The sequence below is a fragment of the Butyrivibrio sp. VCD2006 genome, from assembly GCF_000423925.1.
Classification (GTDB): domain Bacteria; phylum Bacillota; class Clostridia; order Lachnospirales; family Lachnospiraceae; genus Butyrivibrio.
In genome coordinates this window covers 264,493-278,551 of the sequence record NZ_AUIX01000001.1, presented here as the reverse complement: position 1 = coordinate 278,551, position 14,059 = coordinate 264,493, and the positions used below count along the sequence as shown (strand labels likewise).

13 protein-coding genes are annotated in these 14,059 nt (G+C 40.4%); 8 read left to right on the top strand and 5 right to left on the bottom strand.

Annotation, left to right across the window (positions count from 1 at the left end; genetic code table 11):
- Positions 1 to 32: 32 nt before the first annotated feature.
- Together G586_RS0101225 and G586_RS0101220 are read right to left on the bottom strand one after the other, a co-directional pair.
- On the bottom strand, positions 33 to 1,103 hold the full coding sequence (locus G586_RS0101225; RefSeq protein ID WP_026526224.1) for an undecaprenyldiphospho-muramoylpentapeptide beta-N-acetylglucosaminyltransferase: 1,071 nt from the start codon (positions 1,101 to 1,103) through the stop codon (positions 33 to 35).
- A 60-nt stretch (positions 1,104 to 1,163) separates the two neighbouring features.
- On the bottom strand, positions 1,164 to 2,828 hold the full coding sequence (locus tag G586_RS0101220) for a hypothetical protein (RefSeq protein ID WP_026526223.1): 1,665 nt from the start codon (positions 2,826 to 2,828) through the stop codon (positions 1,164 to 1,166).
- 202 nt (positions 2,829 to 3,030) lie between these two features.
- On the opposite strand from G586_RS0101220, the gene G586_RS0101215 reads away from it, so the two are divergent.
- Positions 3,031 to 4,482, top strand: coding sequence for a glucosyltransferase domain-containing protein (locus G586_RS0101215; RefSeq protein WP_196811523.1), 1,452 nt, complete (start codon positions 3,031 to 3,033; stop codon positions 4,480 to 4,482).
- Positions 4,483 to 4,495: 13 nt separating this feature from the next.
- On the opposite strand, the gene G586_RS21290 is transcribed toward G586_RS0101215, so the two are convergent.
- A complete protein-coding gene (locus G586_RS21290) occupies positions 4,496 to 5,419 on the bottom strand; it encodes an alpha/beta hydrolase (protein WP_051204358.1) in 924 nt (307 codons plus the stop codon).
- A 156-nt stretch (positions 5,420 to 5,575) separates the two neighbouring features.
- Here G586_RS21290 and G586_RS0101205 point away from each other — a divergent pair, with 156 nt between their 5' ends.
- The 5 genes from G586_RS0101205 to G586_RS0101185 all read left to right on the top strand — a co-directional run bounded on the left by G586_RS0101205 (position 5,576) and on the right by G586_RS0101185 (position 10,475).
- On the top strand, positions 5,576 to 7,453 hold the full coding sequence (locus tag G586_RS0101205) for an HD-GYP domain-containing protein (RefSeq protein ID WP_026526221.1): 1,878 nt from the start codon (positions 5,576 to 5,578) through the stop codon (positions 7,451 to 7,453).
- A gap of 23 nt (positions 7,454 to 7,476) precedes the next feature.
- A complete protein-coding gene (locus G586_RS21285) occupies positions 7,477 to 8,604 on the top strand; it encodes a sensor histidine kinase (protein ID WP_051204356.1) in 1,128 nt (375 codons plus the stop codon).
- 28 nt (positions 8,605 to 8,632) lie between these two features.
- Entirely contained in the window at positions 8,633 to 9,322 is a 690-nt protein-coding gene (locus tag G586_RS0101195; RefSeq protein WP_022761768.1) for a response regulator transcription factor, read from the top strand.
- Between the two features lie 135 nt (positions 9,323 to 9,457).
- The gene (locus G586_RS0101190; RefSeq protein ID WP_035772020.1) at positions 9,458 to 10,234 is read left to right on the top strand and encodes an RluA family pseudouridine synthase; all 777 of its coding nucleotides are present in this window, start codon (positions 9,458 to 9,460) and stop codon (positions 10,232 to 10,234) included.
- Between the two features lie 43 nt (positions 10,235 to 10,277).
- Positions 10,278 to 10,475 (top strand): helix-turn-helix domain-containing protein, encoded by a 198-nt coding sequence (locus tag G586_RS0101185; RefSeq protein ID WP_035772019.1) that lies wholly within the window; start codon positions 10,278 to 10,280, stop codon positions 10,473 to 10,475.
- Between the two features lie 224 nt (positions 10,476 to 10,699).
- On the opposite strand, the gene G586_RS0101180 is transcribed toward G586_RS0101185, so the two are convergent.
- Both G586_RS0101180 and G586_RS0101175 read right to left on the bottom strand, forming a co-directional pair.
- Positions 10,700 to 11,218, bottom strand: coding sequence for a hypothetical protein (locus tag G586_RS0101180; protein ID WP_026526218.1), 519 nt, complete (start codon positions 11,216 to 11,218; stop codon positions 10,700 to 10,702).
- Between the two features lie 136 nt (positions 11,219 to 11,354).
- Positions 11,355 to 12,029, bottom strand: coding sequence for a hypothetical protein (locus G586_RS0101175; protein WP_026526217.1), 675 nt, complete (start codon positions 12,027 to 12,029; stop codon positions 11,355 to 11,357).
- Between the two features lie 117 nt (positions 12,030 to 12,146).
- Between G586_RS0101175 and G586_RS0101170 the strand changes: the two genes are divergently transcribed.
- Positions 12,147 to 13,223: a DUF3810 domain-containing protein gene (locus G586_RS0101170; protein WP_035772102.1), complete on the top strand. Its 1,077-nt coding sequence runs from the start codon at positions 12,147 to 12,149 to the stop codon at positions 13,221 to 13,223.
- Positions 13,224 to 13,337: 114 nt separating this feature from the next.
- On the top strand, positions 13,338 to 14,012 hold the full coding sequence (locus G586_RS0101165) for a response regulator transcription factor (protein ID WP_026526215.1): 675 nt from the start codon (positions 13,338 to 13,340) through the stop codon (positions 14,010 to 14,012).
- Positions 14,013 to 14,059: the final 47 nt, after the last annotated feature.

Here is a 14,059-nt window from a genome sequence, read left to right as displayed (position 1 = left end):
CTTCCCTCACAATTTGAGGGAAGGCATTATTATTAGCTATTTATTGCTTCATCTATGATTTTCAGAATAGTTTCAGTCGCTCCGGATTGCTTTGACTCCTGCATCTTTGCAATGTACTTATCACGATGCTCATATACATCGAAGATGCTCTCTACAAGGATGTCTTCATCCAATTCCTCATTATCTATAACAATTGAAAAGCCCTGCTTCTCGAAGGATTTGGCATTAATGATCTGGTCTCCTCTGCTGCTTTTTGCTGAGAGGGGGATAAGAACATTTGGCTTTCTGAGAGCTGCCAGTTCACAGATCGCGTTGGCACCTGCTCTGGAAACAACCACATCTGCCATGGCAAAGATGTCCTTCATTTCGTTCTTAACATATTCAAACTGTTTGTAGCCCTCCATGTTGAGCTTAAGGTTGTCCATCTTTTCCTTACCGCACAGATGAACTATGTTGAAATAAGGAAGGAGCCTTGGAAGGGCATATCTTATGGTCTCATTAATGCTTTGGGCACCAAGACTTCCACCGGTAACCATTATTACGGGCTTATCATCCTTGAAACCACAGAACTTTTTACCAATCTCTCGTGATCCTCTTAAAAGCTCTTTCCTTATGGGAGTTCCTGTGAGAACAGCCTTATTGGAAGGAAGAAGCTCTAAGGTTTCAGGGAAGTTACAGCAGATGGTCTTCGCTGATGAAAAGCTGAGCTTATTTGCAAGTCCCGGAGTCATATCCGATTCATGAAGTATACAGGGAATTCCAAGAGTTGATGCAGCCCTGATAACAGGAACAGAAACAAATCCGCCCTTGGAAAAAATCACATCCGGTTTGATCTTTTTCAGCAATTGTCTTGCCTCAAAAAATCCCTTCATAACTCTGAAAGGATCAGAGAAATTCTTGGGATCAAAGTATCTGCGAAGCTTTCCTGTAGAAATGGAATAATAGGGAATGTGGAAATCTGCAATCAGCTTTTTCTCAATTCCTGTATGTGAACCTATGTAGCTTATCTCATATTCTTCTTCTTTAAGAGCAGGGATAAGAGCCATATTTGGTGTAACGTGGCCGGCTGTGCCGCCACCTGTTAAAACTATTTTTTTAGACATTTTTTGCCTCCTTGCATATAAGAGTACCACAGTTTTTTATGGTCCGCACTCTCTTAAAAATCATGGAAGTTCATACAGTATATAGTCATCCTGCATGGCACGGATTGTTGAATTGTCTATCAGGGGCATCACCTTGTCTTTGAGCTCGGGGTTTTTAGAAAGTGCAGCTGTATCTATGAGAAGAAGCTTTACAGCGTCACTGCTAAGCTCAGGGAACTTAGTGTCAATTTCCTCTGCATTGTCAACCAGATAAACTCTTTCATGTGAAATAGTCAGATCCATCGGAGGCTCATAAGGTATTTCATTGGTGAAAGAAAAGCAAACATCCTTGTAATCAGTATTTCTGTAAAGGAATTCATCAAGTGTATAATCGGCATCACCATCTCTTGAGACAATATATTTTGAGGTTGATGTGGGAACACCTGTAATAAGCACCATAATAAATAGGCAGATCGCGAAGGCAGGTATAAGCGGAGCAACCTTTTTTCCAAGGAAGAAGGTCTCATCATCATCGGTTTTCACAGCTCTCGTGTAAGCAATTGCAGCTATAGGAGCTGTCATAGCAACACACCACCCGGCCTTCATCATTGAGAATTCATGCACCGCGGAGTGATTCTTAAGCATCAGAATCTGAAAAGCCACAGCGATGAAATTAGCAATAATAAGCGAGATATCAGTGTTTATGAAAAGTGATTTAATACGCTCGCCTTTTTTCAATGTAAAGAAGGCAATCAATATTGCAACAAACTGGAACAGGAAAAGGTAACACATAAAGCTTCTCTGCTCCTGAGTAAACGCTGAAGAAAAGTTTTCAATAAGTCTTGCAACAATAGCGGAAAGGCTGTCATCACCGCCTGTTCTGAATTTGAGCTTGTATTTTAAGGTATCAAGCCAGCCGTCTACAAAGCTAAGCTGAGCAAGGAAGGTCGCTACTGCAAGTATTACAGGTACAGCATAACCAAGGCCTGTAGTGATGATATTCTTAAGCCCCTTCTTTTCTAGAAGGAGGCCAACAATTCTCATTACGAACACGAAAAATGCTAGAATCCAGAAATAGTAATCCGTCAGTATTCCGAGATAAATCGTGAGGAAGTGAAGAACCTTTATTGCCGCATGCTGGTATTTATGAGACTTAAGCTCAGGGATATACAAAAGCTCCTCAAGAAGGAGAAATAGCATGACATATAAGAGAACGCTCTGATCCGTGAAAAATACATTGGGAAGATACCATGCATTTACAGGCAGAAGCATCCATAGAACAACTGTTGCCGTAGGAATTATCAGTTTGGAAATCGCTGATCCTATTTTATGCTTCCACAGTAAGACATAGATAAAGCTTGAAAACAAAAGAGATTCGATAGCAAAAAGCACCATCTGAAGATGCTTAACAAAGGAAATATTTATAAATGATCTTCCAAAAAGCTTTGCACAGAGCCACACAAGAACAATATGTCCACTGGGATAGCTTATAAACGGAACTCTGTCATTGAAGCTCTGAAACTCTATTGAGCGATAGTTTTCACATGCTGTGAAATGCATTTTTGCAGCGCCCTCTTCCAGCCAGATATTTACATACTTAACCGTGGATGCAGACTGCCAGATGTTGTCACCGCCCATGTTATTGTATTTTATAGGATATTTAAAACTGAAGACTGCTAAAAATATCAGCAATGTAAACAGATTAACAAGAATTAAATTAATAGCTGTGTTCTGAAACTTTTTCATCGGAAAACCCTCTTAATACTTATCATCTGTTCATACTACCACATTTTTTGTTATAATTAAATTCGCTTCTAATTATTAATATGTTTTGGAGGACAAAGCTTAAATGCCCGATTTTCTTAAAAAAATATGGGATAAAATTCCCGTTACACATAGATTTTGCTATTTTGCAAGTCTGATCACGGGACTTCTGGTCCACTTTCTAATGATTTCGAATAAAATCACCAATCTTGATGATATTGTGTGTGTGCCCGGAGTGGGCGGAGGAAAGGTCCTGGGAAGATGGCTGCAGGAGCCGATACATGACATGTTCTCTCCCTGGTCATCTCCTGCTTTCAACGGCATCATGGCGATAATAATACTGTCATTTGCCGCATGCGTAATAGTTTCACTTTTAAAGATAAAGAGTATAACAGGTGCTGTGCTTACCGGAGTAATAATCATGACGCTTCCGAGTACTGCCAGCAACATGTACTACATGTATCTTGCACCGATTTTTGCTCTTTCGATTCTGGCTAGTGTTTTGAACGTTTATCTCACATCAAAGTACACATATGGCTTTATACTGGGAGCAATTCTCCAGTTCCTTAGCATGGCCTGCTATCAGGCTTATTTTGGACTTGCTGCGTCTTTGTTTGTACTTGTGTACTTCCTGATGCTCATAGATGGAACCAATGTGATGCTGGTAATAAAAAAAGGCCTTAGAAGCCTGTTATGCCTTATAGTTGCAATGGCGGGATATCTTATAAGCCTTAAGTTTGTTGATCTTAGTGATTATAAAGGACTAAGCAATATAGGACAGACCTCTGCTACTGACATTGCGCTTTCGGTGCTTAGGGCTTACCACAGAGTTCTTCAGTATTTTGTAACTGTTCCTGAGAGCTTTATGAGAGGTGCACCCACAATCTTTAACAGAGTTCTTGTGGTTCTTTTTGTGATTTTGACAGTGCTTCTCTTTATTTGGAAAAAGGCGTTTTCGGAAGTGCTCCGCGGAATTATTGCTATTATTCTTCTTGCGATCCTGCCCTTTGCGCTGGGACTTGTATATGTGATGGCACCTGAGCTTTCTCACGCTTCTACTGTTATGATCTATTCCTACAGTGTATTCTATTTCTTCCTTATCGCGGGAATGGAAAGAATTATGATAGGAACAGAGGGAAAGACGAAAAAGATATCAGTTCTTTTGGCTTCACTGATTTTCATAGTACTTATACTGGAGTCCTATTCTACAGCAAGAGTTATAAATAACTCATATTACAGAAGCTATGTTGCTCAAAACAGAGTGATGCAGTATTATAACAGGATTCTTTCAAAGCTTGAGGATGGTGGATATCAGTATGGCGAGCCGATGACAATTCTCGGAGGCTTCTATCCTGACCCGTTGCCGATTGCAGCTCACAGCATGCATTCCGCATACCTTGCTGACTTTGAAGGTGCTACAACAGAGGAGCTTCTATTCCTTCCAAGTAACAGAGACAGATTTATTCAGATATGGTTTGGAATCGACACCGGTGATATTACGATGGAGAAAAAAGAAAAACTCATGGCAACTGATGAGTTTAAAGAAATGCCTATCTATCCTGCCGAAGGATGCGTAAAGCAGATAGATGGGGTATGGGTTGTTAAGCTTAATAGAGATGATAGTCAGGAAAACTAAGAAAAACCGGGTTTTAAAACCCGGTTTTTTCCATTAAGTCTTCAATTTTATTCCAATATTTATCAGGATCTACATAGACACCATCAACATGATCCGCACCAAGAATCAGGCAGTATTGTTTGGGTGCTGAACACTTTTCATAGAGTCTTGCACACATCTGAGGATCAATGACCTTATCCTCATCGCCATGAATAAACAGTGTCGGTGTCTTGGATTTGGAAACAGCAGACAGAACATCAATCTTTTTAACATCGTAGCCGCATCTTATGAGGACAAGCAGACGAATGATGAAAAATGAGATGGGGAAAGGTACTATGTGCTTACCCATCTTGTAGACATCATTAAATTCTTCATACAAAGTAGTGTAGCTGCTGTCCGCAACGGCAAATACAACATTATCAGGCAGACGCTCGCCGGTGGTCATAAGGGTGATAGCTGCACCCATGCTGACACCATGAATAAAAATATGAGCATCCTTATCTTTTTTTATGATGTGATATATCCATGCCAATATATCGAAGCGATCGAAGTAACCGTATCCGGTGTAATTGCCTTCACTCTGTCCAAAGCCTCTGTTGTCAGGAAGCAGCACATTTATGCCCATGTTGTGATAATGCTGCGCATAATTACCCATATACTCGGCATCACTTCTAACACCATGAATCACGATAGCATATTTGTGACTCTCCTCTTCGGCCTTAATGTAGTGAGCATGAAGCTTAAGTTCATCGATTGAATTTATATAAATATCTTCCCTTGAAGGTGCATTTCTCACCCAGCGGATTGCCTTCGCATCCATCAGGTTATCATCTATTTCTTTTTGCGACTTCTTTTTGGGAACAACTGCCATGTCATAAAATATAGATGCAGCCGCGGCTCCACCTCCGAAGAGAGCTGTAAAAAGACCAAATAATACGAAATTTCGCTTTTTGATCATAGGAACCTCCTTAGCTATTAATGTATAAGAATTTTAGCAAATACTAATAAATTGTGCAATTGAATGAGATGCCATAGCACTTATTAACGAAATATGGTATGATAAATCAAACTGATAAAATTTGCAGATTTTTCTTGGTGTATATGAGGGGTACATATGTTAGAAAGAAAACTTGCAGAGAAATTCAGAAAGCTTTACACTGAGAATTCTTTGAAGCTTAAAAATTATGAAGATCAGCTTTTTTCCATACAGGATCCGTTTGACTGGATTCAGCTTCTTTCTGAAAGAGCTTATGTTATGCGTGAGGTCTATGCAGAGAACGAGGAGCTGATGGCAGAGCTATGGGAAAATTGTTCTGATGAGATTACTCCGGAAGAAGCTGAACTTTTATATGACCTCGCTATAGGTTTTTTCTTTGACGGCCACCATGATTTTGTTGTGCTCACAGAGTTTTGTGAGCGTATTCTACCAGTCTTTAAGGATATGGATGAGCCGGAGTTCCTCGTTGCAATCTATCATGTTTTAGGGACTGAGTATGCAAAGTTTTATCGTTCAGTCGGAGATAAAAAAGGAATGCAGGCAGCCCTTGATTATTTTAGAGGCTCCATTGCACAGGTTGAGCGCTACTCACAGATTTCTTCTCCCGAGGTTCGGGAGTTTATTTTCCAGGATTATATGTTGCTTATAACCTATCTTACCGGCTTTCATACAGACAAAGCCGAGAGCATAAGACTATACGACCAGGTATGGGCACTGTGGGATAATGAAAATGTCCAGCAGCTTGATGCTGAAAACGGGATGATTAGTGGCTATCTTTCGATAATTGATGATGCTTTTATGGCTAAGAGCAGAAACATAAATCTTTTATCGGAGGCTGATAGGGATAAATACATAAACCTTCTCGGAGAGAGCTATAAAAGAGCAAAAGAACGGGACGGAGCAAAAGAAGGCTCGCCAGATTTCAGAACCTGCATAACTTATAAGTGGCTTCGCGGAGATATGGAATCCGAGGTGGTTCTGGAAAAGCTTATAAAAAGTATAAATGAGATTATTCCAAAGCCTGATTTTACAAAAGATGATCCCATTAACTTTGAGCTTGTCATGAGACATTTCAAATATGCATGTACAGCAATAATGATCCTTGAAAATATGGAACTGACCAGTGAGGAGATTCAAAGTTGGTCCGAAAAATTCATGCCTACATCGATGTCAGTTCTTGCAAAGATACCATACAGATTTTTCACAGGTGATATGCAACCTGTCTGTGAGCAATGGTATCACGCAGCTGAGCCGGTTATTTCAGGTGAACTAAACAAGGTCCAGTTTATTATGGAGATGATCGTAAGGCGTCAGCCATTTACATATATTCATTCCCAGATGGTAGCAAAGATAGCAACCCTGATAGGCCAGAAGATATTGGAAGAGGATCCTGAAATCTTTGTTGGTATAAGGGGACTTGAAACCGTTGAAGATATACAGAAGAGTAAGGCGTATATTCTGTCATATATCACGATCAGCGGTCTGGTTCACGATATAGGAAAATGCTATATTCCCGATACTATTAACAGACAGAACAGAAGTCTTAATACAAAGGAATACGCAACAATAAGAAAGCACACAGAGATAGGCTTTAAAGAAGCAGAGAATAATGCAGCGCTTAGGCCGTATGCGGATATTATTCTCGGACATCACAAGCATTATGATGGGCTTCATGGATATCCTTTGGGATGTGACAACAGTGGATCAAAAGAAAAGGCAATCATAGACCTTATTTCGATTGCCGATTCGATGGAAGCCGGAACAGACACTCTTACAAGAAGTTATACTAAGGATAAGGATTCCGAGAAGCTTCTAAAGGAGCTAAAGGCTGAAGCAGGTACCAGATACAATCCAAAGATTGTAAAGATAATAGACAATTCGAAGGAACTTAGAGAGGAACTTAAACATCTCACGGGACAGGGCAGATATGATGTTTATTACCGTGCGATGCAGGATATTTTGGGGAATACCGTTGAAGAGATTCCCATCATCTAATGTGATATACTTAAGGAGCACACATGCGTTTTAGAACCAGGCTGATGATAACGTCAGCGACTATAGTTGTTCTACCTCTAATCCTGGTTGCAGCTTCGTTTGTTATCATACGTAATTCGTTAGCATATTCATATACGAGTTTTATTACTTACATGGTCGTGGCTTTTGCAGTGATCATGATCGTAACAAGTTTGATTTTAACGACATGGCTCAGGAAGGGATTCTTCGAGCCGGTGGATGAGCTAAACGTAGCGATGCAGCATATTAAGGATGGTAATTTTGATTATATGCTGCCTACAGACATAGGCGATAAGGGAGAGATAGGAGAGCTTTACAGAAACTATGAGGATATGCGGCTAAGGCTGAAAGAGTCAGCGGACGAAAAGGTCATAAGAGAGGGACAGAACAAGGAACTAATCAGTAATATATCCCATGACCTGAAAACGCCTATAACCGCAATAAAAGGATATTCACAGGGACTTCTTGAGGGTGTTGCCGATACACCTGAGAGACAGATGAAGTATATTCGTACCATTTACAACAAAGCAAATGATATGAATAATCTCATCAACGAGCTTACACTATATTCGAGCATAGATAACAACAGAATTCCTTACAATTTTACCAGAATAAATGTGGGAGACTATTTCGGAGATTGTATTGAAGAGATAGGAATGGACCTGGATAGTAAGGATATAAACCTTAACTATGCTAACCTTACTGCCCCTGATACCCAGATAGTTGCTGATCCCGAACAGCTTAAGCGAGTGGTCAACAACATAGTCAGTAACAGTGTTAAATATCTGGGAAGAGACGATGGAACCGGAAATATCGATATCAGGATTTTAGATGAAGTGGACTCTGTCAGAGTTGAGATAGAAGATAACGGAAAGGGAATTGGATCCCAGGATATACCGAACATATTTGACAGATTCTACAGAACCGATTCATCCAGAAACTCCAAACAGGGTGGAAGCGGAATCGGATTATCTATTGTAAAAAAAATCATAGAAGATCACGGCGGCTACATTTGGGCCACAAGCCACGAGGGAGAGGGTACATGCATGCACTTCGTTTTGAGAAAGTACATGGAGTATCATGAAAAGGCGGAAGGCGAAGCTGTGGTTGATCATGATTTTGAAAGTGTATGACAAATAAAAAAGACAGGAGGCCATTGGTATGAGCAGAATACTGATTGTTGAGGACGAAGAAGCGATTGCTGACCTCGAGAAGGACTACTTGGAATTATCTGATTTTGAAGTAAAAATTGAAAACTCAGGAGATGTGGGTCTTCAGACGGCACTCAGCGAGGAATTTGATCTGGTTATCCTGGATCTTATGCTTCCCGGAATGGACGGATTTGAAGTATGTAAAAGAATTCGCGAAAAGAAGGATGTCCCGGTACTCATGGTATCAGCTAAAAAGGATGATATCGACAAAATAAGAGGCTTGGGTCTTGGCGCGGATGATTATATCACAAAACCGTTTAGCCCCTCAGAGCTTGTTGCCAGAGTTAAGGCTCATATGGCACGCTATTCAAGACTTGTAGGCAGCGGTCATGATTCAAATGACGTTGTTGAGATAAGAGGTCTTAGAATAGACAAAACGGCCAGAAGAGTGTATGTTGATGGAGCGGAAAAGAGCTTCACAACCAAGGAGTTTGATCTCCTTACTTTCCTTGCGGAAAATCCTAACCACGTATTTACCAAGGAAGAGCTCTTCAGGAAAATCTGGAACATGGATTCTATCGGTGATATTGCAACTGTTACAGTGCATATCAAGAAGATCCGTGAGAAGATTGAGTTTGATACCTCCAATCCTCAGTACATAGAGACTATCTGGGGTGTTGGATACAGATTCAAGGTATGATCTGAAGAGATAATATTGTGGAAATTACGGCTCTCCGTGCAAGCGGAGAGCCTTTTCCACTTTTTATGATATTTAATAGAATAAAGCCTTCTCCCGGAGTGAGAGGTTGTCAGCTAAGCTGACGGATGAGGACATATGATAAAAATATTATACGAAGACAATGATATACTGGTTTGTCACAAACCTGCGGGAATTGCTGTTCAAAGCAGCAGCGTAACATCGCCTGATATGGAAACGATGCTTCGCTCACAGATTCTAAGGAGCGGGACCTTTAAAAACAAATCCGCACTTCTACATGTAATCCACAGGTTGGATCAGCCCGTGGAGGGAATAATCGTTTTTGGAAGAAATAAGAAGGCAGCAGCCTCTCTTAGTGCTCAGGTACAGGCAGGCGGAGAGATGAATAAGACATACCTTGCTGTTGTTTATGGCGGATTTTCTGGAGATGAACAAGAAGGAGAGCTTAAGGACTATATATATAAAGATGCAGCTACAAAAAGCGCGGTTGTCATTCCTAAGCCTGATAAAAGCAAAGGGGCAAAGGAAAGCAGCCTTTCTTATAAGGTTCTGACATCAAAGAACATAAAGGATATATCCACAAACAATGTTGTGGATTTTGAGGCTAAAAATGAGACTGAGGCCAGGAATACAGCGGATACAGTATCCCTTGTGGAAGTATCATTAAAGACGGGAAGATATCATCAGATACGAGCGCAGTTTTCAAATGCAGGTCATCCGCTTCTGGGGGACAGAAGATATTGTTCTCCTGAAAGTGATGAAGTATCAGCAAGACTTCGGGTAAGGAATGTTGCACTGTGTGCGTGCAAACTATCTCTGGTGCATCCCACAACAAAGAAAGAGATGAGCTTTGAGATACAGCCGGAAGGAGATATTTTTAAAGAGCTAGACTGAACAAATAAATACAATGTAAATAATAAAAACATGACCATTGGTAATGATGGCAAGAAGACACATGTCTCTAAATGATCTTTCAGACAAGGTCGGCATAGCCAATGTGAATATGTCCAAGATTAAAAATAATAAAGTTAATGCAATCAGATTTTCAACTCTTGCGGGAATTTGCGAAGCCCTGGAATGTGAGCCCGGAGACATCCTGAAATACGATCCCAACGGACAAAGCGACGAAGAATAATACTTAGTCGCACCAGTCCACCTCCTTGAATTTCAAGAATGCTACTAAATACTTATTTGGCCAGATAAAAACACCCCCACCTTGAGCTTCAAGAATGCTACTAAATAAATATTTTGGCCAGACAAAACCAAGCCCCCGGTACTGTATAGGGATTTCAATCGATTATGCGTTAGCAACGAGAGTGAAATCCCTATACAGTACCGGGGGCGTATTATTCCATCTATTTATAACACTTCGACATGTGCGTTGGCCTGATCCGGAACGGTAACTTCCGCAATGGACTCGTCAATATCGTGGAAGAAGGAACGTGTTTCCACAATACCCTGCTTTGCATCTTCGAACTCCCATAAGAACTGCTGAGGGATGTTCTCACGACCATACATTGCAATACGACCTGCATATGCGTGAATGATACTTACATACTTTTTGTCCAGCTCATAATGTCTGTAGATTTCTCTGCGAAGACGAGGACGTTTAGCGACGAATTTTCTGATATCCATCTTGAGATCGAGCGGGAGTTCCTGCTCTCTGTCACGAACAGCCTGAAGATACTTGTTATAAGTTTCTTCGTCGATTTTTCTGAAATGTTCCGGATATTCAAAGCAGCAAGCGCCATCCGGAAGGTCAAGTCTTACTTTTCCGTCTGAGTAAACCTCTTCAATTTTAGCAACAACCTGCGGAACCAAAGGTTTGTTGTTGTAGTCCAAAATGATGATTTTGTCACCCGGCTTATACTTTGTCATAATAATTCTCCTCTTTTGCCTATTCTTGCATCAACAATATAGTCCTAAAAAGTACTCAGTTCAAGGGCTTTTCCGCTTTTTTAAGACCTTTTCGTGAATTTTAAGAAAGTCTAAAGAATTTGAGGAAATTAATGTTTTAATTGATAGATGCGCCTTCTTCCGGAGTTCCAAGTTTTACCTTGAATTCCTTATCCGCAGCTTCACTAAGATCAGGGAAATCAACGGCATATTCATACTCATTTTCAAGAGTATCAGTAACGATCAGGCAAAAGCTATTACTGCCTAAATAAACAGGAAAGGTCACACCCGCAAGAATCCTACCGCTTGGAAGAGTTGTTTCATTCGCAAGATAATTTGCAGTAACAGTATTAGCTGAATTGTCCTTGAAACAAATGGAGGAAAGCTCAGAACCTGATGCGTTTTCTATCTGGCATAAGATTTCAATATGCTTTTCGCTTTCTTTGGTTGTATTTTCTTCGGCTTTTAGTTCTTCACTAATTTTGTCTGTAAGCTCCTGATATGAACCTGTAAGGCTATCCATTCTTGAGACGAGATCCTCAACCTCTTTGTTCTTCAGTTTTTCAAAATTAAGAGCCGAAAACTCTTCACTTTGAGATGAAAGCTGCTTAAGGTCATCTTCAAAAGTATCTGAAACAAGATTTCCGTTAAGATTTTCTGCCAGCTCCTTTTGCACTAAAAGGGCGTCTCTCGACTCTGTCAGTTTGCTAAGATTTTCCTCAGACAATCCGCATGCGGAAAGCATCAGACTACAGAGCATTACAGTTAAGATATACAGGCCTTTTTTCGACATGTGTTTGATTCTCCAAAAATATTATTTAAAATGCATCACTTACTTGTAAGGAGTATAATATATATGCTGATAAAAGACAAAAAAAGACAGATAAATCCTTGGGCGAGGAATAAGAAAATGAAAGATTCTAAGAATTCAAATGAGGGAGCCGGAATCAATTGGGTTCCTTTTCTTATACTATTCATGCTTACAATTATACTTAATGTACTGTCCTGGATTATTCCGGGATTTTCAGATGTATATACCCGCTATATTTTTCCGATTTGGGTCGGCTCATATGGGCGCTTAACGTCCTTTGCGCCTCTTTCAGTGGGTGAATTCATGATAATAGCGGGACTTCTCTGGATTGTACTTATTCCGTTTGTAAAGTGGATAAGAAAGCATACAATAAGGCTTCTTGTACTCATAGCACTTATCATGACACTAAACTGCTTCATAAACTATCACTGTACTCCGATCAAGGAAGCCTATGAGGACAGTGGCAGAGAGTTCACGGTCGGGGAACTCTCTGAGCTTAGGGATTACATAGTGGATAAGTGTAATACCCTATCAAAAGAGATTGAAAGAGATGAAAACGGCTTACTTGCAGCTGACGAAGCAGCCATGAAGTTGACTGCCAGAAAATCAATGAATGCACTTGGTGAGAGATTTCCAAAGCTTTCCGGATTTTATGTTACACCAAAGCCTCTGGTATTTTCCTGGTTCATGAGCCAGCAGTATATGCAGGGATATTTCTTTCCGTTCTCTATGGAAGCTAACTACAATAATATTATGTATGTCTCAAATAAGCCTTTTACAATGTGCCATGAACTGGCGCATACGAGAAGCTATATTTTCGAAGATGAAGCCAATTTTCTTGCGTATCTGGCATGTATTGAATCCGATGATAAATTTTTTGAATACAGCGGGTATCTTGGAGTCCTGAACTATGTGAATAACGCGTTTTATAAAAACGTTTCGAAGGAAGAGTATCTGTCACACACGAAGATATCTGAGCAGGTTAAGCTGGATAACATCTTCCTTACTGATGATAACTGGAAGAAGGTTGAAGATTCATCACCTCTTGATACTGAGAAAGTAAAGAAGGCGGCGAATACTTTTGTGGATACAACACTCAAGGTCAACGGCGTGGGAGACGGAAAAGCCAGCTATGACAGAGTGGTGGAGCTTATGCTTTTAGAATACTTCTCATGAAAACGTTGTTTAATTTACTAAAAAGTGTAGGGATTTTTTATACAATCTTCATAATATGGACCCGATTTATCTGATATTATTTTTCTATAAAGATGATATTTAGGAGACAATGCTATGAAATTGCTTCTTGCTGAAGATGAAATTGAATTATCAAATGCGCTGGTGGCTATTTTAAAACATTCAAGCTACACGGTCGATGCGGTATATGATGGTAAAGATGCACTTGATTATATCCTTGCCAGTGAGTATGACGGAATAATTTTAGATATCATGATGCCCGGAATGGAAGGCACGGAGGTTCTTAAGAAAATCCGTGAAAAGGGCATAAACACGCCTGTGCTTTTCCTTACTGCAAAGTCAGAGACAGACGATAAAATAAAGGGCCTGGATCTTGGGGCTGACGATTATCTGACAAAGCCTTTTGAGATGGGTGAGCTTCTTGCCAGGATACGTGCTATGACCAGAAGAAGAGCGGATTTTGCGCCCAATAATTTAAGGTGCGGAAATCTTGAACTGGACAGAGCCGGATATGAGCTGAAGACTCCGGGACATGAACCTATAAGGCTCGTGGGAAGAGAATTTCAAATGCTTGAGATGCTTATGGAGAATCCGGGAAGAGTTATTTCTGTCGATGCTTTCATGGAGAGGATCTGGGCAGATGGTGAGGCGGATGTCAATGTGGTATGGGTTTACATCAGTAATCTGAGAAAAAAGCTCGCTTCTCTTGAGTCCACCTGCGAGATCAAGGCATCACGTGGAGTTGGCTATTCAATGCACGAGATTAGTTGATTCGATTTAGGTTCATTTTAGTTTTGGGGAGTATATTTATCTGGTGA